Source organism: Agromyces hippuratus, assembly GCF_013410355.1.
In the GTDB taxonomy this organism is placed as follows: Bacteria; Actinomycetota; Actinomycetes; order Actinomycetales; family Microbacteriaceae; genus Agromyces; species Agromyces hippuratus.
This window is the reverse complement of sequence record NZ_JACCFI010000001.1, coordinates 1,676,600-1,695,618: the sequence shown is the minus strand read 5'-3', so window position 1 is coordinate 1,695,618 and position 19,019 is coordinate 1,676,600. Positions and strand designations below refer to the sequence as shown.

Below are 19,019 nucleotides of genomic sequence, written 5' to 3'. Positions count from 1 at the left end.
CCATCGAGCCGCATGCGGCTCGGACTCGATGACCTATGTGGACGAGGTCCTGGTGGGACAGGCGGTGCAGGAGAGGTCGCCGTGTTCAGGCGACCGTCAGCTGCGCAGGACGCGATCGCGGGAACCGTCCTGACTCGCGCACGATCTCCTGGCAGCCGGCGATCGACGCAGCAGGGCAGGGCGGCGAGCGGGTGAGCTACTCGACCCAGGCCACCCCGTCGACCTTGCGGTAGTCGATGCCGAGTGCGTCGAGGTGCGTGCCGAGCGAGGCGAGCCGCGCACCGAAGTCGGATGCATCGCGCGCAGCGCCCCCGTCGGGCGCCGGCGACCACGCGATCTCGGCGATCGCCGTGATGCGCGGGAACACCATGAACTCCAGCTCGTCCGCGGTGCCGAGGGTCTCGGTCCACACGGGCGCCTCGACGCCGAGGATGTCGGTCTCGGCGAGGCCGGGCACGATGGCCGTCGGCTCCCACCCGTAGGCCTCCTCGAGCGTCGTCGGGCCGTCGGCCCACAGCTGCCCGAGCTTGCCGCCGAGCGGGCCGTCGGGGTCGTCGGGGTACTTCATGTCGAGGTAGGCGACATCTGCGGGGGAGAGGATGACGCTGCCGCCCTGCTCGACGAACGAGGTCGTGTGCTCGGCAGCATCGTCGCGGGGGGCGACGAAGTCCCAGTACTGACCGACCGTGCCGGCCGGCAGTTCGCGCGACGCGCCCATCTCGTGCCAGCCGATCACGGTCTTGCCGGTCGCGGCCCCGGCCGCGGCGATGCGCCGCACCAGGTCGAGGTAGTCGGCCTCCGACGTCGCGAGCGACTCGTCGCCGCCGACGTGCAGCCACGGGCCGGGCGTCATCTCGGCGACCTCGCCCAGCACGTCGGCGAGGAACCGGTCGGTCGCCTCGGCGCGCTCGGGTGACGCGCACAGCGACGAGAAGCCGACCTCGATGCCCTCGTACGGCTGCGGCGCGACCCCGTCGCAGTTCAGCTCGGGATAGGCGCTGAGGGCCGCGTTGGTGTGGCCGGGCAGGTCGATCTCGGGCACGACGGTCACGAACCGCTCGGCGGCGTACTCCACGATGCGTGCGTAGTCGGCCTTCGAATAGAAGCCGCCGCCGTCGCCTCCGGTCGAGGTCGATGCGCCGATGCCGGTGAGTTGGGGCCACGAATCGATCTGCAGTCGCCAGCCCTGGTCGTCGGTGAGGTGCAGGTGCAGCACGTTGAGCTTCAGCATGGCGATGCGGTCGATGTGGTCGAGCACGTCCTGCACCGGGAAGAAGTGGCGGGCGACGTCGAGCATCGAGCCGCGGTAGGCGAAGCGGGGGGCATCGGCGACGGATGCCGCGGGCACGGTCCAGCCGCCATCGGGCGCCGTCGAGGCATCCGCTCGCTCGATCTCGGCGGGCAGCAGCTGGCGCAGGGTCTGCGTGCCCCGGAAGAGCCCCGCGGGGGAGGGCGCCGCGATGCGGACGCCGTCGGCGCCGCTCTCGAGCGTGTACGCCTCCTCACCGGTTCCGGCCTCCGCATCGATCACGAGCGCGATGTCGGATGCCGCGGTCCCGCCATCGACCACCGGCAGGTCGAACCCGGTGGCGAGGCGCGCCTGCGCCGCGAACGTCTCCGCCACCGCGGCGGCGTCGCCGCTCGCGACGAAGCGGGTCTCATCGGTGATGGTGAACGGCGCGCCGTGCGTGAGCTCGAACTCGACGGGGGCCGGGATGATGCCGGTCACGGCGTCTCCGTTCTCTTGCGTGGCGGTGCAGCCGCCGAGCGCGACCACGGCGCCGACCAGGCTGGCGGTGATCAGGCCGACGGTGCTGAAGGTGGTTCGGATGCGTCGTCGCATGCGTCCTCGTTCGTTGGGAAGTAAGGAGTCCTAACTCGTATCGTCGCATGAATCGGCGCCCGACGGCAGTACGCTCGTGCGAATGACGAGCGCCCTCCCCGTGCCGCACGACCGCTTGGACTTCTCCGCGCTCGAGGCGCCGGTCGACCCCGCCGCGGTGCGTTCGTTCCGGCAGGCGATGAAGGCGTCCGGCTCGCAGCACGCGCAGACGGGCGTCCAGACGATCACCACGGTGTTCGGCGTGGTGGTCGTGGTCGTCGTGTTCTTCGTGTTCGCGATCATCGGCACCGTGTTCGTCAGCCTGTTCCTCTCCTCGTTCGGGAATGCCTTCAGCGACGTGCCGGTCGTGCTGCTCCTCTTCCCGCTGTTCGTGCTCGCCGCGCTCGTGCTCGTCATCGTCGCGATCGTGCGACGGGTGCGGCGGGGCAGCGACTGGCAGCGCTGGTACCGACTCGACCGGTTCGCCGCGGCGAACGGCTTCGACTTCGCCGTGACCTCGCCGGATCCGCCCTACCCGGGCACCGTGTTCGGTCTCGGGAGGAACCGCACGAGCTACGACCGGCTGCGATCGACGAGCGGCCGGTTCGCCGAACTCGGCTCGTATCGGTACACGACCGGCAGCGGCGACGACGAGCGCGTCTCGTCGTGGGGATACATCGCCGTCGCGCTCGACCGCCCGGTGCCGCACATGCTGCTCGACGCCAAGGCGAACGACCGCGTGTTCAGCAGCCTGCCCGCGGCATTCGCACGGAGTCAGGTGCTGCACCTCGAGGGCGACTTCGACCGGCACTTCACCCTGTACGCACCGAGCGAGTACGAGCGGGACGCCCTCTACGTCTTCACCCCCGACCTCATGGCGCTCCTGATCGACGAGGCCGCGGGGTGGGACGTCGAGCTCGTCGACCGCTGGCTCTTCCTCTACGCCCCCGACCCCATCGACTCCGCCGACGCCGGCGCGTGGCGCCGGGCGTTCCACGCCGCCGACCTGGTCGGGGCGAAGGTGCTCTCGCGAACGCAGCGGTATGCCGACGAGCGAGCGGCGGGCGGCGCGCCCGAGCTGCCGGGCTCGCCCGAGGCATCCGTCTCGCCCGAGACATCCCTCTCGCCCGGGGCATCCGCTGCATTCCTCGGTCATGCGGTGCCGCCACGCCCGGGCGATCCGACGATCGCACCGGGCGGCAAGCGCCTGCGCGGCGGCATCCGCTGGGCGAGCATCGCCGGGGTCATCGGCGTGGTCCTCTGGTGGATCTTCGTGACCCGGCTGACCGGACGCTGATCCCGTTCGCCGACCCGTCGGCACCGAGGCGCAACCGTTGCTAAGCTTCGAGGGTCGCGACTGGCGTTGAGATGGATACCATCGGGGAGCGACTGGCACGGACCGACCGCACGCCTGGGCCGGTACGCATACCTCGGCGCTGGCGCGCGCGAGGCAGCACCCCACGTAGGTCCGTTTGTCATGAAGGAGCCAGTCTTGGCCGAGTCCGTTTTCAATGCGCCGCTTTCCGAAGTCGACCCCGAGATCGCCGAAGTTCTCGAGCTCGAACTCGGTCGCCAGCGCGACTACCTCGAGATGATCGCGAGCGAGAACTTCGTTCCCGTCTCCGTCCTGCAGTCGCAGGGCAGCGTCCTCACCAACAAGTACGCCGAGGGTTATCCCGGCCGCCGCTACTACGGCGGCTGCGAGTACGTCGACGTCGCCGAGTCGCTCGCGATCGAGCGGGCGAAGTCGCTCTTCGGCGCCGAGTACGCCAACGTGCAGCCGCACTCGGGTGCGACCGCGAACGCGGCCGTGCTCTCCGCGATCGCGACCCCGGGCGACACCATCCTCGGCCTCGAGCTCGCCCATGGCGGCCACCTCACGCACGGAATGAAGCTGAACTTCTCGGGCAAGCTCTACAACGCCGTCTCGTACGGCGTCGACCCCGAGACCTTCCTCGTCGACATGAACGTCGTGCGCGACAAGGCCCTCGAGCACAAGCCGCAGGTCATCATCGCCGGCTGGTCGGCCTACCCCCGTCACCTCGACTTCGCCGCGTTCCGCGCGATCGCCGACGAGGTCGGTGCGAAGCTCTGGGTCGACATGGCGCACTTCGCCGGCCTCGTGGCCGCCGGTCTGCACCCGAGCCCCGTGCCCTACGCCGACGTCGTCTCGTCGACGGTGCACAAGACGATCGGCGGCCCCCGCTCGGGCTTCATCGTCTCGCGCGACATGGAGCTCGCGAAGAAGCTCAACTCCAACGTGTTCCCGGGCCAGCAGGGCGGCCCGCTCATGCACGTGATCGCGGCGAAGGCCACGGCGTTCAAGATCGCGGCATCCGAGGAGTTCAAGAACCGTCAGGAGCGCACCATCCGCGGCGCGCAGATCCTCGCGGCCCGTCTCACGGCCGACGACTCGCGCGCTGCGGGCGTCGACGTGCTCACGGGCGGCACCGATGTGCACCTCGTGCTCGCCGACCTCCGCAACTCGAAGATCGACGGCCAGCAGGCCGAAGACCTCCTGCACGCGGCGCTCATCACCGTGAACCGCAACTCGGTGCCGTTCGACCCGCGCCCGCCCATGGTCACCTCGGGCCTGCGCATCGGCACGCCCGCGCTCGCGACCCGCGGCTTCGGCGACGCCGAGTTCACCGAGGTCGCCGACATCATCGCGCTCGCGCTGCAGGGCGAGGCGGATGTCGCGTCGCTCCGTTCGCGCGTCGAAGCCCTCACGGCGGCGTTCCCGCTGTACCCGGGCCTCGCGCAGTAGGGAATCCCCATGACCGCGATCACCCTCGACGGCGTCGCCACCGCGGCGGCCGTCAAGACCGAACTCGCCTCGCGCATCCAGCTGCTGAAGGCGCACGGCGTCGTGCCGGGCCTCGGCACGCTGCTCGTGGGCGACGACCCGGGCTCGCGGTCGTACGTCGCGGGCAAGCACCGCGACTGCGCCGAGGTGGGCATCGAGTCGATCCGCATCGACCTGCCCGCCTCGGCCACCACCGCCGACGTGCGCGCCGCGATCCGCGACCTCAACACGGCACCCGGGGTCACCGGCTACATCGTGCAGCTCCCGCTGCCCGCCGGTCACGACGAGAACGCGATGCTCGAACTCATCGACCCCGAGAAGGACGCCGACGGGCTGCACCCGACGAACCTCGGCCGGCTCGTGCTCGGCATCGAGGGCGAGCTGCAGTCGCCGCTGCCGTGCACACCTGCCGGCATCGTCGAGATGCTGCGTCGCTACGACGTGCCGATCCGGGGGCGTCATGTCACGGTGATCGGCCGGGGACTCACGGTCGGCCGCCCGCTCGGGCTGCTGTTCACCCGCAAGGGGCTCGACGCCACCGTCACGCTCACGCACTCGCGCACCGAAGACCTCGCTGCAGAGGTGCGCCGCGCCGACATCGTCGTGGCCGCCGTCGGCGTGCCGCACCTCGTGCAGGCCGACTGGATCAAGCCCGGCGCCGCCGTGCTCGACGTCGGCATCACGCGCGTGCAGGATGAAGACACGGGCAAGGGCAAGCTCACGGGCGACGTCGACCCGGCCGTCGCCGAGGTGGCCGGCCACCTGTCGCCGAACCCGGGCGGCGTCGGCCCGATGACCCGCGCGATGCTGCTCGCGAACGTCGTCAAGGCGGCAGAGCAGCGACTGCACCGCTGATTTGTGCGGAGTTCCTGCCATGTGGGCAGGGTGAGGCGCCGTCCGGGCTCGTACTGGGCGGCGCCTCTTGCGATTCGGCACGACGGCCTGTGGTCGGGATCACCGAAAGCCTGGTTACTACTTGACAGCGATGCCGAACCCACCCTCGCCATACGATGCGGCGAGTTCGCCTTCGCGCGGCAATTCGAGGTCGACACATCCGGTGACGCTCACCCCAACGTGGCCAAGCCAGTAGCACACGACATATTCGCCCGGAGGGGCGGTGATTCGGAAATCTCCATCCTCCTCGATCAGAGAGGTCGTGCCGCCGAGCTCTGCGACGTCAGCCTCACTCAGCTTCGCCACCACGTTCACCCACTCGTCCGGGTTGGTGATCGGCATCTCGCCCGTGACCTCCCAGAACGGCCCGTCCATGACGTCGACCGGGAGGACCGCCAGCCCACCACCACCGAGTGCATGGTGGGGGAGTCCGGTGTCGTCGATGCCCAGCATCCGCCCGACCAGCCCGCCGGAACCGGCCGGCGTCGGACCGCAGGCCGTGAGCAGACCCAGTACGAGCGTCATCGCGACGCCCGAGATCGCTGCACGGATCGGGATCGTTCGGCCGGCGTCGACACTGTCTCCAGTGCCGAGTGCGCTGATGGCAATGGGACGAATCACCGGGTCCGTCCTTTCCGGGTTCTTCGAAGCAGGCCGAGACAGTCCCGCGATCACAGCAGTGCCGATTGGCACATGCAGCGGTCTGGTCGCCACTGCCGACGGTAGTGTCCGCGTCACGATCGAAGGCACCCCCGGTTCAGGGGGGAGAGAACGGCGCAGCGACTGCACCGCTCGTCGACCTGCAGGTCGCCCGGTGTTCACCACGTGTGCACCGGGCGGCCGCGTTACGCGCGTAGCTTCGCGCCATGGCCAGGGTCGAACTCGTCGAAACACCGCGCGCCGCAGTCCCGCCCGCGCCGGCGACGCGGCCCGACGACCATCCGGTCGGCACCGGCTCCCGCCGAACGGATGCCGCGACCGCACGTGCGACCGCGATCATCCCCGCTCGTGGCGGCTCCGTCGGGCTGCCCGGCAAGAACCTCGCCCGCGTCGGCGGGGTGCCGCTCATCGCCCGGGCCGTGCGCGCTGCGCTCGCCGCCGACCGCATCGACCGGGTCGTCGTCTCGACCGACGATTCCGCGATCGCGGACGCCGCCCGCGCAGCGGGTGCCTCCGTCGTCGACCGGCCGGCCCAGCTCTCGGGTTCCGCGGCGTCGAGCGAGTCGGCACTGCTGCACGCGCTCGACGAACTCGAGCTGCGCGACGCGCTCGGCCCGCTCGCGCCGGGCCCGCTCGGCGGCCGCACCGGCGTCGAGGGTGGCGATGAACGCCGACCGGGAGCCGAGCACCCCGTCACGGTCTTCATCCAGGCCACCTCGCCCTTCATCGACCCTGCCGATCTCGACGCCGCGATCGCCCGCGTCGCCTCGGGGCAGCGCGACGTCGTGTTCTCGGGTGCTCTATCGCACGTGTTCCTCTGGCGCGATGACGCCGACGCGGACTCCGCGGTCGGCGTGAACCACGAGGCATCCCGCCGCCTCCGCCGTCAGGAGCGCGAGCCCGAGTACCTCGAGACGGGGGCGTTCTACGTCTTCGCCACAGACGGGTTCCGCGCGGCCGGCCACCGCTTCTTCGGGCGCATCGGCATCCAGCCGGTCGACCCCGACCACGCCATCGAGATCGACGACCTCGCCGACCTCGAGCGGGCGAGAGCACTCGCGGCGCACGTTGATCGCGGGCTCGCGGCATCCGCTCGACCCGGTGCGGCACGCGGCGCGCTCGACGCGGTCGGCCCGCGCATCGACGTCGACGCCCTCGTGACCGACTTCGACGGGGTGCACACCGACGACACCGTCATGGTCGACCAGCTCGGGCGGGAGTCGGTGCGCGTGAGCCGCAGCGACGGCGCCGGCATCGCGCGGCTCCGGAAGGCAGGCTTGCCCGTGCTGATCCTGTCGGCCGAGCAGAACCCGGTCGTCGGGCGCCGCGCCGAGAAGCTGGGGGTCGAGTGCGTGCAGGGCGTGGAGGAGAAGGGTGCGGTGCTGCGCGAGTGGGCGGGGCGCCGCGGCATCCGTCTCGATCGCATCGCGTACCTGGGCAACGACCGGGGCGACCTGCCCGCCCTCGAACTCGTCGGCTGGCCCATCGCCGTACCCGATGCCGCGGCCGAGGCGCTCGCCGCCGCGCGCCACGTGCTCACCAGCACGGGCGGCCACGGAGCCGTGCGCGAACTCGCCGACCTGATCCTCGCCGCGCGCGATACCGCCGCGGCGAACGACGACCCCGATCCCGCCTCCGCGCGATCCTGAATGAGGGAGTGAACATGTCTGTGCGCATCGGCCGGTCGGTCGTCGGCAGCGAGTACCCGGTCTACGTCATCGGCGAGATCGGCCTGAACCACAACGGCGACGTCGAGATCGCCAAGCGCCTCATCGACGTCGCGGTCGAGGCGGGCGCGCAGGCCGTGAAGTTCCAGAAGCGCACCCCCGAGATCGCGACCCCCGAGCACATGCGCGACGTGCCGCGCGAGACTCCGTGGGGCACGATGAGCTACCTCGACTACCGGCGCCGCGTCGAGTTCGGCGAGCCCGAGTACCTCGAGATCGCCACGTATGCGCTGCGCGCCGGCATCGACTGGTTCGCGTCGCCGTGGGACGTGCCGTCGGTCGAGTTCCTCGAGGGACTCGACGTGGTTGCGCACAAGGTCGCCTCGGCCTCGGTCACCGACCTCGAGCTGCTCGAGGCGATCGCCACCACGGGCAAGCCCGTGATCCTCTCGACGGGCATGTCGACGCTCGAGGAGATCGACCGGGCGGTCGAGGTGCTCGGCACCGATCGCCTCGTGATGCTGCACGCGACCTCGAGCTACCCGATGCCGCCCGAGGAGGCGAACCTCCGCACGATCGGAACCCTGCGCAGTCGCTACCTCGGCGTGCCGATCGGCTACTCGGGCCATGAGCGCGGGCTGCAGATCTCGCTCGCCGCCGTCACCCTCGGCGCCGTGGCCGTCGAACGCCACATCACGCTCGACCGGGCGATGTGGGGTTCCGACCAGGCGGCCTCGCTCGAGCCGACCGGGTTCGAGCACCTGGTGCGCGACATCCGGGTCATCGGCGAGGCGATGGGCGACGGTGTGAAGCGCGTGTTCCCCGGCGAGGAGGCGCCGCGCGCGAAGCTGCGCCGGGTTCCCGCGCTGTGAGCGACGGGGGAGCGGATCCAGGGCGCATGCCGCGATCGCCGAACGTCCGGATCGGGCCCGGCCCCGCCGGTCGACTGCTCGTGGTCGCCGACTCCGACTCCTACGTCAAGTGGGGTGCGGCGTTCGCACGCGGCTTCCCGGATTCGTGGCGCAGCGACCTCGTCGTGCTGCGGACGCCCGTGCAGCCGAGCGCGCGGCAGCTGGGGGCCGCGCTCGCCGGATCCGGATTCGTCGCCGGGTCGATCGAGACCGTCGACCTCGACGACCTGGGGGAGCTGCTCGCGCGCACCCGACCCGACGTCGTGCTGCTCGCGCTGCGCGGCCCCCTCGTGCGCGTCGTCGCCCCCATCGTGGGACGGGCGCCCGATCGGCCGGTGATCATGAGCGGCTTCCCCGGACTCACCATCCCCGCCGAGCCGAAGGCGATCGTCTACCGCGAGCTGGTCGATCTCATCGTGCTGCACAGCCGCCGCGAGGTGCGCGAGTTCCGCAGCAACGCCGAACGGCTCGGTGCGAACATCGACTTCGGGCTCGCGACGCTCCCGTTCCTGCCCGATGCGGCGGCCACGGATGTCGCGGCCGACGTGCGGCGCACCGATCTCGTCTTCGCGGCGCAGGCCAAGGTGCCCGCCGAGCGCGAGGATCGCTTGCGCCTGCTCGGGTGGCTCGCCGCTGCCGCGAGGAGCCGCCCGTCTCGGCGGGTCGTCGTCAAGGTGCGCGCACGGCGCGGTGAGGCGCAGACCCACGCCGAGGCGTTCGACTACGCCGAGATGCTCGCCGACGCCGAGGTGCGCCGTGAGCTCGGCGGCACGCTTCCGCCGAACCTGGTCGTCGAGGATGGTCCGATGGCCGCTCAGCTGAGCCGCGCGGCGGGCCTCGTGACTGTGAGTTCGACGGCGGTGCTCGAAGCCATCGCCGCGGGCCTGCCGGTGCTGCTCGTCGACGAGTTCGGGGTGACGCCGAAGCTCATCAACACGGTCTTCGAGGGCAGCGGCCTGTTCGGCGGGGCCGACGCGCTCGCCGACTGGGAGCTTCGGCACCCGAACGCGGCGTGGCTCGCCGACGACTACTTCCACGGACGCGAGTTCGACGATTGGAGCTTCGCGCTCGCGGGACTGCTCGCGCAGCGGGCGGCCGGACAGCTCGGCTCGCGAGCCAGGGCGCACAACCTCGCGGGCGGAGCGCTGCGACGTGCTTTCGAGCGCAAGCGCATGCTCGGGTCGCACGACCGCTCGCTCGCGGGTGCTGCGGCGATGGTCGTGGCGGTGCCCGCCCGGTGGCTCCTGCGCAGGGCCCGGCGGGCTCGGAGGCGCGTGCTTGCGGGCCGCGGGGGCGTCGTCGAGGCCTGATCGGCCACGGAGACAGGCAGCGCGTGCCGAAGCGGGCAACCCGTGCCTGTTGCGGGAGCCGTCTCGGCGTGTCGTCCTGTTCTCAGACCGGCGGTGGCGCCGCGCGTCAGTCGACCGGCGCCGAGTGCTCCTCGACGTGGATCAGGTAGGCGGCGCCGTTGCGCTGGATGCCGGCGCGCTCGATGTCGCTGAGTTCGCGGCGCACCTTGGCGGGCACCCCGGCGACGAGCGAGCCGGGCGGCACGACCGTGCCCTCGAGCACCACGGCGCCCGCGGCCACGAGCGAGCCGGCGCCGATCACGGCGCCGTTCAACACGGTCGCGTTCATGCCGACGAGGCTGTGGTCCTCGATCGTGCAGCCGTGCAGCACCGCGCCGTGCCCGACCGAGACGCCGCGGCCGACGGTCAGCGGATAGCCCGCATCGACGTGGCAGACGACCGTGTCCTGCAGGTTCGACCCCTCGCCGATGCTGATCGGCTCGGCCTCGGCGCGGAGCACGGCGTTGTACCAGACGCTCGATCCTGCGGCGAGGCGCACGTCGCCGACGATCACGGCACCCGCGGCGACGAACGCCGTCTCGTCGAGCGCGGGCGCGGCGATGCCGGCGATGGTCAGGATGCGAGCCGAGGGGTCTGCAGACATGCGGACAGCCTACGCGCGCCGGTCGTGCGGCCCGAGCTGCCGGCCGGTCAGCCGCTCGGCCGCGCGGCCCTGCTGATGAGACGGTACGCGGCCCCGATCGCGAACACGACGACGCCCGCGACGATCGAGACGGGCGGAAGGGTCGCGACGAGCACGAGGCATCCGACTGCCCCTGCTGCGGAGAGCGCCTGCGGGAAGCGCCGTTCCGACCGCGGCTGCGTGATCGCGGCGAGGTTCGCGACGAGGTAGTAGACCAGCACGCCGAACGAGGAGAACCCGATCGCGCCGCGCAGATCGACGGTCGCGACGAGCGCGATGACGACGAGCGCGACGGCGATCTCGGCGACGTGCGGCACCCGGAACCGGGGATGCACCCGAGCGAGCGGTGGCGGCAGCTCCTCGTCGCGCGCCATCGCGAGGGCGGTGCGGCCGATGCCCGCGAGCAGGGCGAGCAGCGCCCCGAGCGCCGCCACCGCGGCGCCGACGCGCACGACGGGCGCGGCCCATTGCCACCCTGCGGCTTCGACGACGTCGACGAGCGGGGCGACGGATGCCGCGAGCCCCGTCGGCCCGAGGGCGCCGAGTGCTGCGGCACCGACGCCGGCGTACACGAGCACCGCGACGGCGAATGCGATGCCGATCGCTCGGGGGATCGTGCGCGCCGGCTCGCGGACCTCCTCGCCGAGCGTCGCGATGCGCGCGTACCCGGCGAATGCGAAGAACAGCAGCCCGGCGGACTGCAGGATGCCGAGCCAGCCCTGGTCGATCGTCGTGGAGCCGAAGGGCGAGGAGCCGCTCGACACCGCGCCCGAGGCACCGTCGAACGTCGCCGTCGCGCCCGCGGCGACGACGAGCGCGAGCACCCCGAGCACTCCGATCACGATGACGGTCGCCACGCGTGCAGTGCGGCTGATGCCTCGCAGGTCGACGGCGGCGATCGCGACGACGGCGGCGACGGCGAGTGGCCGCTGCCAGTCGGGCGGCGCGAGGTAGGCGGCGAAGGTCATCGCCATGGCGGCGCAACTCGCGGTCTTGCCGACGACGAAACCCCAGCCGGCGAGGAATCCCGGCCATTCGCCGAGTCGCTCTCGGCCGTAGCGGTAGGCGCCGCCCGACTCCGGGTACCGCGCGGCGAGCTGCGCCGTCGAGCCTGCATTGGCGAGGGCCACGAACGCCGCGATCGCGAGCCCGATCATGAGCCCGGCGCCTGCAGCCTGAGCCGCGGGGGCGAACACCGAGAAGACGCCGGCGCCGATCATCGCGGCGAGGCCGATCGCGACCGCCTGTCGGAGGCCGAGGCGGCGGGCGAGGGAGGGCTGTTCCACGCTCGCACACTAGGGCATGCGGATGACGAGCGGTGAAACCTGCCGGCGCACGACCCGTGCGGCACCCCGGTCGCTAGGATCTTCGGCATGCCATCGCCATCGCACGCCGCCGTCGACCGAGTCGCCGATGCCCTCGCCGGGCACGGGCTCACCCCCGAGATCGTGTGGTTCGACGATGCCGTCACGACCGCCCCGCTCGCCGCGGAGGCACTCGGGGTCGAGGTCGGCCAGATCGCCAACTCCCTCGTCTTCACGATCGACGACGAGCCGATCCTGGTGCTGACGTCGGGGTCGCACCGGGTCGACACTGAGTGGCTCGGGCAGCAGCTCGGCGGCGTCATCCGTCGTGCCTCGAAGGAGACGGTGAAGGAGGCGACCGGCCAGGTGATCGGCGGGGTCGCGCCGCTCGGCCACCCCTCGCCGGTGCGCACGGTCGTCGACGTGCAGCTCGCCGACTACCCGGCCGTCTGGGCGGCTGCGGGGCACGCGAAGACGGTCTTCCCGACCTCGTTCGACGAGCTCGTGCGCATCACGGGCGGCACGCCGCACGCCGTCGAGGCGCCGCCCGCCTGACGGTGGCGCTGAGCGGCGGCAGACGCCTTCCGTGCCCCTCAGGAGTCGCGTCTGGCGCCCTCGCTCGGCCGCACGACGAAGATCGTCGGCTCGCGGTAGCCCTGCTCGGCGAACTCGCGTCGCACCTCGCGTTCGATCACGGGCACGAGCCCGTCGATCATGAGTGCGATCGCGGAACCGCCGAAGCCGCCGCCGGTCATGCGAGCGCCGATCGCGCCGTTCGCCTGCGCCGTGCTGACGGCCAGGTCGATCTCGGGCACGCTGATCTCGAAGTCGTCGCGCATCGACACGTGCGAGGCGTCGAGCAGCGGGCCGATCGAGGCAGCGCCGTGCTCGCGCAGGGTGCGCACGGTGTCGAGCACGCGCTGGTTCTCGGTGACGATGTGCCGCACACGGCGGAAGGTCTCGTCGTCGAGCAGTGCGGCGGCGCGCTCGAGGTCGCCGACGTGCACGTCGCGCAGCGACTCGACGCCGAGCGCCGTCGCGCCGGCCTCGCAGGAGGCGCGCCGGGCGGCGTACCCGCCGGTGGCATGCGCGTGCGAGACGTTGGTGTCGATGACGAGGATCGAGAGGCCGTCGGCGGCGAGGCCGAGCGGGATCACCTCGGCGTCGAGGCTGCGGCAGTCGAGGAACACGGCCGCGTCCGCGTGGGAGAGAAGCGAGGCCGACTGGTCGAGGATGCCGGTGGGCGCGCCGACGACGCGGTTCTCGGCGAGCTGGCCGGCCTTGGCGAGCGTCGGCCGATCCAGGCCGAGGTTCCAGTGCTCGTCGAGCGCGAGCGCCACCGAGCACTCGATGGCGGCCGATGACGACAGGCCGGCTCCGACGGGCACCGTGCTCGAGATGTGCAGGTCGACGCCGGGCACGGCCGCGAGGTCGGCGCCGAACTGCCCGAGCGCCCAGGCGACGCCGAGGGGGTAGGCGGACCACCCGTCGAGGGCTTCGGGCGACAGGTCGTCGAGGTGCACCTCGACGGGTTCGGGCGTGAAGGTCGAGGAGACGCGGATGAGCCGGTCGTCGCGCGATCCGAGAGCGACGCTCGCGCGCTGGTCGATCGCGAACGGGAAGACGAATCCGTCGTTGTAGTCCGTGTGCTCGCCGATGAGGTTCACGCGCCCGGGCGCGGACCACACGCCGACCGGGGTGCGCCCGTACCGCTCGGTGAAGCCGGCGGCGGTCTCGGCTGCGGCGGTGTCGGCGGCGGTGGCGTCGGTCATGCTCGGGTTCCTTCGGAGTCGGAGTCGGAGTCGGAGTCGGGGACGGCGACGGAGTCGATCGCGGCGCGCAGCGCCGCGGCCTGGGATTCGGGGGTGACGTCGCCGATCCATGCTCCCATCGCGGCCTCGGAGCCGGCGAGGAACTTCAGCTTGTCGGCGGCCCGGCGCGGGCTCGTGAGCTGCAGCATCAGCCGCACCTCGTCGCGGCGCTCGTGCACGGGAGCCTGGTGCCAGGCGGCGATGTACGGCGTCGGGGTGTCGTAGAGCCGGTCGACGCCGCGCAGGAGCCGCAGGTACAGCTCGGCGAGCTCGTCGCGCTCGGCGAGCGTCGTCTCGGCGAGGTCGGGCACGTGACGGTGCGGGAGCAGGTGCACCTCGATCGGCCAGCGCGCCGCGAACGGCACGAAGGCCGTCCAGTGCTCGCCGGCGAGCACGACGCGCGGGCCGCCGCGTTCGCGCTCGAGCAGGTCGGCGAAGAGCGTCGGTCCGTAGGCGTCGATCGAGTCGAGCAGCCGTTCGGTGCGGGGCGTGACATACGGGTACGAGTAGATCTGCCCGTGCGGGTGGCCGAGGGTCACGCCGATCGCCTCGCCGCGGTTCTCGAACGGGAAGACCTGCTGCACGCCCGGCAGGGCCGAGAGCGCGGCGGTGCGCTGCGCCCACGCCTCGATGACGGTGCGGGCGCGGGAGACGGTCTGGGTGCCGAACGAGCCCTCGTGCTCGGGGCTGAAGCACACGACCTCGCAGCGGCCGATCGAGGGGTGCGTTCGCTCGAGTCCGACCCGGCGGAGGCCGGCGAGGGCGTCGGCGTTCGAGGCAGCCGGATCGGCGAGTGCGGGGCCGAACGAGGGCGAGCGGTTCTCGAAGACGGCCACGTCGTAGGTGCTCGGGATCTCCGACGGGTTGCCGGGCCGCTGCGGGGCGAGCGGGTCGAGATCCGCGGGCGGCAGGAACACGCGGTTCTGGCGGGCGGCGGCGATCGAGATCCACTCGCCGGTGAGCGGGTCCTGGCGCATCTCGGCGTTCGCCGGGCGCGGGTCGAGCACGCGCTCGTCGATCGCGCGCTCAGCGGGCAGCGTCGAGTCGGCGTCGTCGAAGTAGATGAGCTCGCGGCCGTCGGCGAGCAGCGTCGAGGTCACGGTGATGCGCGGGTCGACAGGGGCAGCGGATGCCGCGCCGGCGGCGTCGTTCGAGTCGGTCACGCGCCACACCCTACGCGTCTTTCGTTTCGCAAACAAACGCATTTCGTATTGCAAAGTCGCGGTCGAGCGCGCATGATTCCGGTATGTCGATCGACACCGCGCCCGCGAACGTGCCCCTCGACGCGCCGCGGCGCCGCGAACTCGCGCTCGCCCTCGTCGCCGAGCGGGGTTTCGTGCGCGTCGCCGAGCTCTCGCGCGCATTCGGCGTCACGACGGTGACCGCACGTGCCGACCTCGACGCGCTCGAGCGCCAGGGCGGCATCCGGAGGGTCCACGGCGGCGCCGTGCCGCTCACCTCGCCGCTCGCCGCCGAGCGCCCCGACCGCGAACCGAGCTTCGAAGAGGCGCTCGAGGCATCCGTCGAACCGAAACGACTCATCGGCGAACATGCCGCGTCGCTCGTGCGCAGCGGCCAGAGCATCATCCTCGACGTCGGCACCACGACCCTGCAGGTCGCCCGATCCCTACGGGCCCGCACCGACCTCGAAGATCTGGTGGTCTTCACGAACGGCCTGTCGATCGCCCTCGAGCTCGAAGCCGAGATCCCGCGATTCACGGTCGTCGTCACCGGCGGCACGCTGCGCCCGAAGCAGCATTCGCTCGTGCATCCGCTCGCCGGTTCGATGCTCGACGAGGTGCACGTCGACCTCGCCTTCATCGGCTGCAACGGGGTCGACGCGGCACACGGCGTCACGAATGCCAACCTTCCCGAGGCGTCGGTCAAGTCCCTCATGATGCGCGCGGCCGCGCGCTCGATCGTCGTCGCCGACGCATCGAAGCTCGGCGAGGTGCACCTCGGCAGGATCGCCCCGATCGATGCCTTCGACGGGCTCGTCACGGATGCCGCGGCCCCGACGCCGATCGTCGCCGAACTGCTCGATGCCGGGCTCGCTGTGCACTTCGCCAGAGACCCTAGAGTGGATCCATGACCCTTCCCACGGGCGAGCAGTTCGTGCTCGAGACGACGACGTCGAGCGGCGACATCCGCGCGACCATCACCGCCGTCGCCGCAGGCATCCGCACCCTCAGCATCAACGGCATCGACCTCGTGCCGCCGTTCGCAGAAGACCAGACGCCTCCCTCAGGGGCCGGCATCGTGCTCGTGCCGTGGCCGAACCGCATTCGCGACGGCCGCTGGAGCCACGACGGCGTCGACCACCAGCTCGTGATCTCCGAGCCCGCGAGGAACAACGCCATCCATGGGCTGCTCCGCAACACCGAGTACAAGCCGATCTCGCGCGAACGCGACTCGGTCACGCTCTCGGCGACGGTGTACCCGCAACTCGGCTACCCGTTCCTGCTCGGCACCGCCGTGCACTACGAACTCGTCCCCGACGGACTGCGGGTCACCCACTACGTGGAGAACCTCGGCGCCGATCCCGCTCCCGTCGCGATCGGAACCCACCCGTACCTGAAGATCGGCGGCGTGCCGACGGCCGACCTCGAGCTGCGCCTCGACGCCGCAAGCCACATCGAGGTCGACGAGCGGCTGCTGCCGACCGGTGAGGTGCCGGTCGACGGCACCGAATGGGACTTCCGCGAGGGTCGCCGCGTCGGTGACGTCTCGCTCGACGACGCCTTCGGCGAGATCGCGAGCGAAGACGGCCAGGTGCTGCACACGCTCACCGCGCCCGACGGCCGCACGGTCTCGATCTGGGCCGAGTCGGCGTTCGAGTACGTGCAGGTCTACACCACGACCGCGTTCCCCGGCGAAGACGGCGACGTCGCGATCGCGATCGAACCCATGACCGCCCCCGCCGAGGCGTTCAACTCCGGCCGCGGCCTGCGCTGGCTCGACCCGGGCGAAGAGTGGCAGATCTCATGGGGAATTCGCTTCGAGGGGTTCGCGGCGGAGTAGCGGAGCCGGTCTCCCGAGGGCGATCTGGCGTCAACCGACGACGCACGTCCCCGAGTCGACGCTCGCATCGAGGCTCGACGCCTCGTTCGCGAGCGGTGCCAGCGTGGAGATCGGGATGGCGAACCCGACGTTGTCGACCGTCTCCGACTTCGCGAAGACGACTGCGGCGACTTCGCCGTCGCCCGTGAGCACCGGCCCGCCGGAGTTGCCGTGATCGACGTCGGCGGCGAGCGTCACGATGTCGCGCGTCGAGGTGCGGCCGTCGGTCTGGATGGTCAGCGGCCCGCTCGCCATGACGTTCGCGGGGCGCAGTTCGAACGGGCCGCCGAAGGGGTACCCGGCCACGGCGACCTCCTGCCCGAGCGAGGGCGTCGCCAGTGCGAGGGGCGGCGTCGCGAGGCCGTCGACGGCGATGAGGGCGAGGTCGTGCTCCGCGTCGTACGAGACCACGCGGCCGGGCGTCGCCGGCTGGCCGGGAGCCTCGACGATCGGCTCGGTCACTCCGGCGACGACGTGCGCATTCGTCACGATGCGGTCGGGCGCCACGACGAAGCCGCTGCCCGAGAGGGTCGAGCCGCACTGGAAGGCGCTGCCGGTGACGCGCACGACGGATGCCGCGGCGGCGGCGAGTTCGGGATCGTCGACGTCGAACGTGGGCAGGGCCGGGGCCTCGGTCGGCCCGCCGAGCACGTCGACGAGCCAGGGGAGGCCGTCGCCGAGGGCGGCGGTGCGGATCTCGGCGAGCAGCGTGCGCGTCGGAGCGGGCGTGACGGCGTCGAGGCCCTGCAGCACGCGCGATCCGGCGATCGCGGGGGAGAGCACGGGCACGCCCATGGCCGATACCCCCGAGGCGACGAGCGCGACGACGAACGCGGTCACGAGCAGGTTGCCCACGGCGCCGAGGATGCGGTCGAGCGCGCCGAGCTTGACCGCCCGCACACCACGGCTCAGGAGCCGCCCGACCACCGCGCCGAGCCAGGCGCCGAGGCAGAGCAGGGTGACGGCCGCCGCGATCGCCGCGGGCGCCCGCCACTCGGGCCATGGCACCAGGGCTGCGATCCACGGCATCACGAAGTACGCGGCGATGCCTGCCGCGACGAGACCCACGAGCCCGGCGGCCGTGCGCAGGAGGCCGGCGCGCCAGCCGTTCACGATCGCGCCGATGAAGACGAGCACGAGTGCGACGTCGAGCACGATGCTCCAGACCACGGGGGCTCCCTTCGAGGCCGGGGGACTCCAGCCTGAGGCATCCGTCTTCGAGAGTGCTGAAGGCGCGCAGACCGTGGCGCGCGGGAGCGGCCCCGCTGTCAGTGCGCGCGGGAACGGCCCCGCCGTCGGGTCGGCGGGGCCGCTCGTCCGTGCGCGGTGCTACATCGTCGGCATCAGCACCGAGTCGATGAGGTACACCGTCGCGTTCGCGGTGTGCACGCCGCCGCAGATGACCGCGGCGTCGTTGACCATGAGCGTGTCGCCCGAGCCGGTCACCTCGACGGTGCCGCCCTCGACGGTGGTCTGGGTGCCGACGACCTCATCGGGCGAGAGCTGACCCGGCACCACGTGGTAGGTGAGGATCTTCGAGAGCGTCGCCGAATCGGTCTTCAGCGACTCGATCGTCGCCGCGTCGATCTTCGCGAACGCGTCGTCGACGGGAGCGAACACGGTGAACTCGTCACCGTTCAGGGTGTCGACCAGGTCGACGTCGGGGTTCAGCTGGCCCGAGACCGCGGCGACGAGCGTCGTCAGCAGCGGATTGTTCGATGCGGCGACGGCCACCGGGTCGGTGGACATGCCGACGACGGAACCCGGGCCTTCGGGCACGGCCTCGGCGTAGGCGGCGCAGCCCGGTCCGACGAGGTCGGCAGCGGGGTCGGCCTCCATCGCCTGCTCGCTGGGCTGGGTCTCCTCCGACGACATCGCGGGTTCGTCGTTCTCGGCGGCGCTGCCGCCCATGCTGCATCCGGCGAGCCCGAGCACGGCGACCGCCGTGATCGAGAACGCCGCGAGGGCGGTGCGGGTGCTGCGGTTCGTGGAACGCATCGGTCGACTCCTTCGTGAATGGCGACCGCGGAAGCGGGTCGTTGCGAGGGGTTCGGCGCCGGTCGCCGATCGGATTGGTCGGAGATCGGCGAAC

The 19,019-nt window shown here is 71.8% G+C and carries 17 protein-coding genes and 1 riboswitch; of the genes, 9 read left to right on the top strand and 8 right to left on the bottom strand.

Annotated features, from left to right (window positions below; translation table 11 throughout):
• Positions 1-196: 196 nt before the first annotated feature.
• Positions 197-1,843 (bottom strand): beta-N-acetylhexosaminidase, encoded by a 1,647-nt coding sequence (locus BJY17_RS07920; RefSeq protein WP_179550880.1) that lies wholly within the window; start codon positions 1,841-1,843, stop codon positions 197-199.
• A gap of 82 nt (positions 1,844-1,925) precedes the next feature.
• On the opposite strand from BJY17_RS07920, the gene BJY17_RS07915 reads away from it, so the two are divergent.
• From BJY17_RS07915 to BJY17_RS07905, 3 genes are all read left to right on the top strand, one after another.
• Entirely contained in the window at positions 1,926-3,119 is a 1,194-nt protein-coding gene (locus BJY17_RS07915) for a hypothetical protein (protein WP_179550879.1), read from the top strand.
• 46 nt (positions 3,120-3,165) lie between these two features.
• A riboswitch (ZMP/ZTP riboswitch) is annotated at positions 3,166-3,246 on the top strand.
• A gap of 68 nt (positions 3,247-3,314) precedes the next feature.
• A complete protein-coding gene (gene glyA / locus BJY17_RS07910; RefSeq protein ID WP_275581110.1) occupies positions 3,315-4,589 on the top strand; it encodes a serine hydroxymethyltransferase in 1,275 nt (424 codons plus the stop codon).
• Positions 4,590-4,598: 9 nt separating this feature from the next.
• Entirely contained in the window at positions 4,599-5,483 is an 885-nt protein-coding gene (locus BJY17_RS07905) for a bifunctional methylenetetrahydrofolate dehydrogenase/methenyltetrahydrofolate cyclohydrolase (protein WP_179550877.1), read from the top strand.
• Between the two features lie 117 nt (positions 5,484-5,600).
• Here BJY17_RS07905 and BJY17_RS07900 read toward each other — a convergent pair whose 3' ends face one another.
• On the bottom strand, positions 5,601-6,143 hold the full coding sequence (locus tag BJY17_RS07900; RefSeq protein WP_179550876.1) for a hypothetical protein: 543 nt from the start codon (positions 6,141-6,143) through the stop codon (positions 5,601-5,603).
• A 245-nt stretch (positions 6,144-6,388) separates the two neighbouring features.
• Here BJY17_RS07900 and BJY17_RS07895 point away from each other — a divergent pair, with 245 nt between their 5' ends.
• The 3 genes from BJY17_RS07895 to BJY17_RS07885 are packed head-to-tail and all read left to right on the top strand — an operon-like array spanning position 6,389 to position 10,070.
• Complete coding sequence (locus BJY17_RS07895; protein ID WP_179550875.1) at positions 6,389-7,831, top strand: cytidylyltransferase domain-containing protein; 1,443 nt, start codon at positions 6,389-6,391, stop codon at positions 7,829-7,831.
• A 14-nt stretch (positions 7,832-7,845) separates the two neighbouring features.
• Positions 7,846-8,721, top strand: a complete 876-nt coding sequence (locus BJY17_RS07890) for an N-acetylneuraminate synthase family protein (RefSeq protein ID WP_179550874.1) — start codon at positions 7,846-7,848, stop codon at positions 8,719-8,721.
• Positions 8,722-8,747: 26 nt separating this feature from the next.
• Entirely contained in the window at positions 8,748-10,070 is a 1,323-nt protein-coding gene (locus BJY17_RS07885) for a DUF6716 putative glycosyltransferase (protein WP_179550873.1), read from the top strand.
• Positions 10,071-10,176: 106 nt separating this feature from the next.
• Here BJY17_RS07885 and BJY17_RS07880 read toward each other — a convergent pair whose 3' ends face one another.
• Positions 10,177-10,713 carry a gamma carbonic anhydrase family protein gene (locus tag BJY17_RS07880; RefSeq protein ID WP_179550872.1) on the bottom strand — a complete coding sequence of 179 codons (537 nt, stop codon included), beginning with the start codon at positions 10,711-10,713 and terminating at the stop codon, positions 10,177-10,179.
• 47 nt (positions 10,714-10,760) lie between these two features.
• Positions 10,761-12,038, bottom strand: a complete 1,278-nt coding sequence (locus tag BJY17_RS07875) for an APC family permease (protein WP_179550871.1) — start codon at positions 12,036-12,038, stop codon at positions 10,761-10,763.
• An 87-nt stretch (positions 12,039-12,125) separates the two neighbouring features.
• Here BJY17_RS07875 and BJY17_RS07870 point away from each other — a divergent pair, with 87 nt between their 5' ends.
• On the top strand, positions 12,126-12,611 hold the full coding sequence (locus BJY17_RS07870; RefSeq protein WP_179550870.1) for a YbaK/EbsC family protein: 486 nt from the start codon (positions 12,126-12,128) through the stop codon (positions 12,609-12,611).
• A gap of 38 nt (positions 12,612-12,649) precedes the next feature.
• On the opposite strand, the gene galK is transcribed toward BJY17_RS07870, so the two are convergent.
• Positions 12,650-13,828 carry a galactokinase gene (gene galK / locus BJY17_RS07865; protein ID WP_179550869.1) on the bottom strand — a complete coding sequence of 393 codons (1,179 nt, stop codon included), beginning with the start codon at positions 13,826-13,828 and terminating at the stop codon, positions 12,650-12,652.
• Positions 13,825-14,973 carry a galactose-1-phosphate uridylyltransferase gene (gene galT / locus BJY17_RS07860; protein WP_322789904.1) on the bottom strand — a complete coding sequence of 383 codons (1,149 nt, stop codon included), beginning with the start codon at positions 14,971-14,973 and terminating at the stop codon, positions 13,825-13,827. Before galT ends, galK begins: the two co-directional genes overlap by 4 nt.
• Before the next feature lie 140 nt (positions 14,974-15,113).
• Between galT and BJY17_RS07855 the strand changes: the two genes are divergently transcribed.
• Together BJY17_RS07855 and BJY17_RS07850 are read left to right on the top strand one after the other, a co-directional pair.
• On the top strand, positions 15,114-15,959 hold the full coding sequence (locus BJY17_RS07855) for a DeoR/GlpR family DNA-binding transcription regulator (protein ID WP_179550867.1): 846 nt from the start codon (positions 15,114-15,116) through the stop codon (positions 15,957-15,959).
• Positions 15,956-16,888 carry an aldose 1-epimerase family protein gene (locus tag BJY17_RS07850; protein ID WP_179550866.1) on the top strand — a complete coding sequence of 311 codons (933 nt, stop codon included), beginning with the start codon at positions 15,956-15,958 and terminating at the stop codon, positions 16,886-16,888. The genes BJY17_RS07855 and BJY17_RS07850 overlap by 4 nt, the downstream gene beginning before the upstream one ends.
• Positions 16,889-16,918: 30 nt before the next feature.
• Here BJY17_RS07850 and BJY17_RS07845 read toward each other — a convergent pair whose 3' ends face one another.
• A complete protein-coding gene (locus BJY17_RS07845) occupies positions 16,919-18,097 on the bottom strand; it encodes a MarP family serine protease (protein ID WP_179550865.1) in 1,179 nt (392 codons plus the stop codon).
• 159 nt (positions 18,098-18,256) lie between these two features.
• Positions 18,257-18,925, bottom strand: a complete 669-nt coding sequence (locus BJY17_RS07840; RefSeq protein WP_179550864.1) for a fasciclin domain-containing protein — start codon at positions 18,923-18,925, stop codon at positions 18,257-18,259.
• Positions 18,926-19,019 lie beyond the last annotated feature (94 nt).

Bases quoted from the DNA above. Each gene is read 5' to 3' on its own strand.
- BJY17_RS07920 (WP_179550880.1), bottom strand. From the start codon at position 1,843: ATGCGACGACGCATCCGAACCACCTTCAGCACCGTCGGCCTGATCACC.
- BJY17_RS07915 (WP_179550879.1), top strand. From the start codon at position 1,926: ATGACGAGCGCCCTCCCCGTGCCGCACGACCGCTTGGACTTCTCCGCG.
- BJY17_RS07905 (WP_179550877.1), top strand. From the start codon at position 4,599: ATGACCGCGATCACCCTCGACGGCGTCGCCACCGCGGCGGCCGTCAAG.
- BJY17_RS07895 (WP_179550875.1), top strand. From the start codon at position 6,389: ATGGCCAGGGTCGAACTCGTCGAAACACCGCGCGCCGCAGTCCCGCCC.
- BJY17_RS07890 (WP_179550874.1), top strand. From the start codon at position 7,846: ATGTCTGTGCGCATCGGCCGGTCGGTCGTCGGCAGCGAGTACCCGGTC.
- BJY17_RS07885 (WP_179550873.1), top strand. From the start codon at position 8,748: ATGCCGCGATCGCCGAACGTCCGGATCGGGCCCGGCCCCGCCGGTCGA.
- BJY17_RS07880 (WP_179550872.1), bottom strand. From the start codon at position 10,713: ATGTCTGCAGACCCCTCGGCTCGCATCCTGACCATCGCCGGCATCGCC.
- BJY17_RS07870 (WP_179550870.1), top strand. From the start codon at position 12,126: ATGCCATCGCCATCGCACGCCGCCGTCGACCGAGTCGCCGATGCCCTC.
- galK (WP_179550869.1), bottom strand. From the start codon at position 13,828: ATGACCGACGCCACCGCCGCCGACACCGCCGCAGCCGAGACCGCCGCC.
- BJY17_RS07855 (WP_179550867.1), top strand. From the start codon at position 15,114: ATGTCGATCGACACCGCGCCCGCGAACGTGCCCCTCGACGCGCCGCGG.
- BJY17_RS07850 (WP_179550866.1), top strand. From the start codon at position 15,956: ATGACCCTTCCCACGGGCGAGCAGTTCGTGCTCGAGACGACGACGTCG.
- BJY17_RS07840 (WP_179550864.1), bottom strand. From the start codon at position 18,925: ATGCGTTCCACGAACCGCAGCACCCGCACCGCCCTCGCGGCGTTCTCG.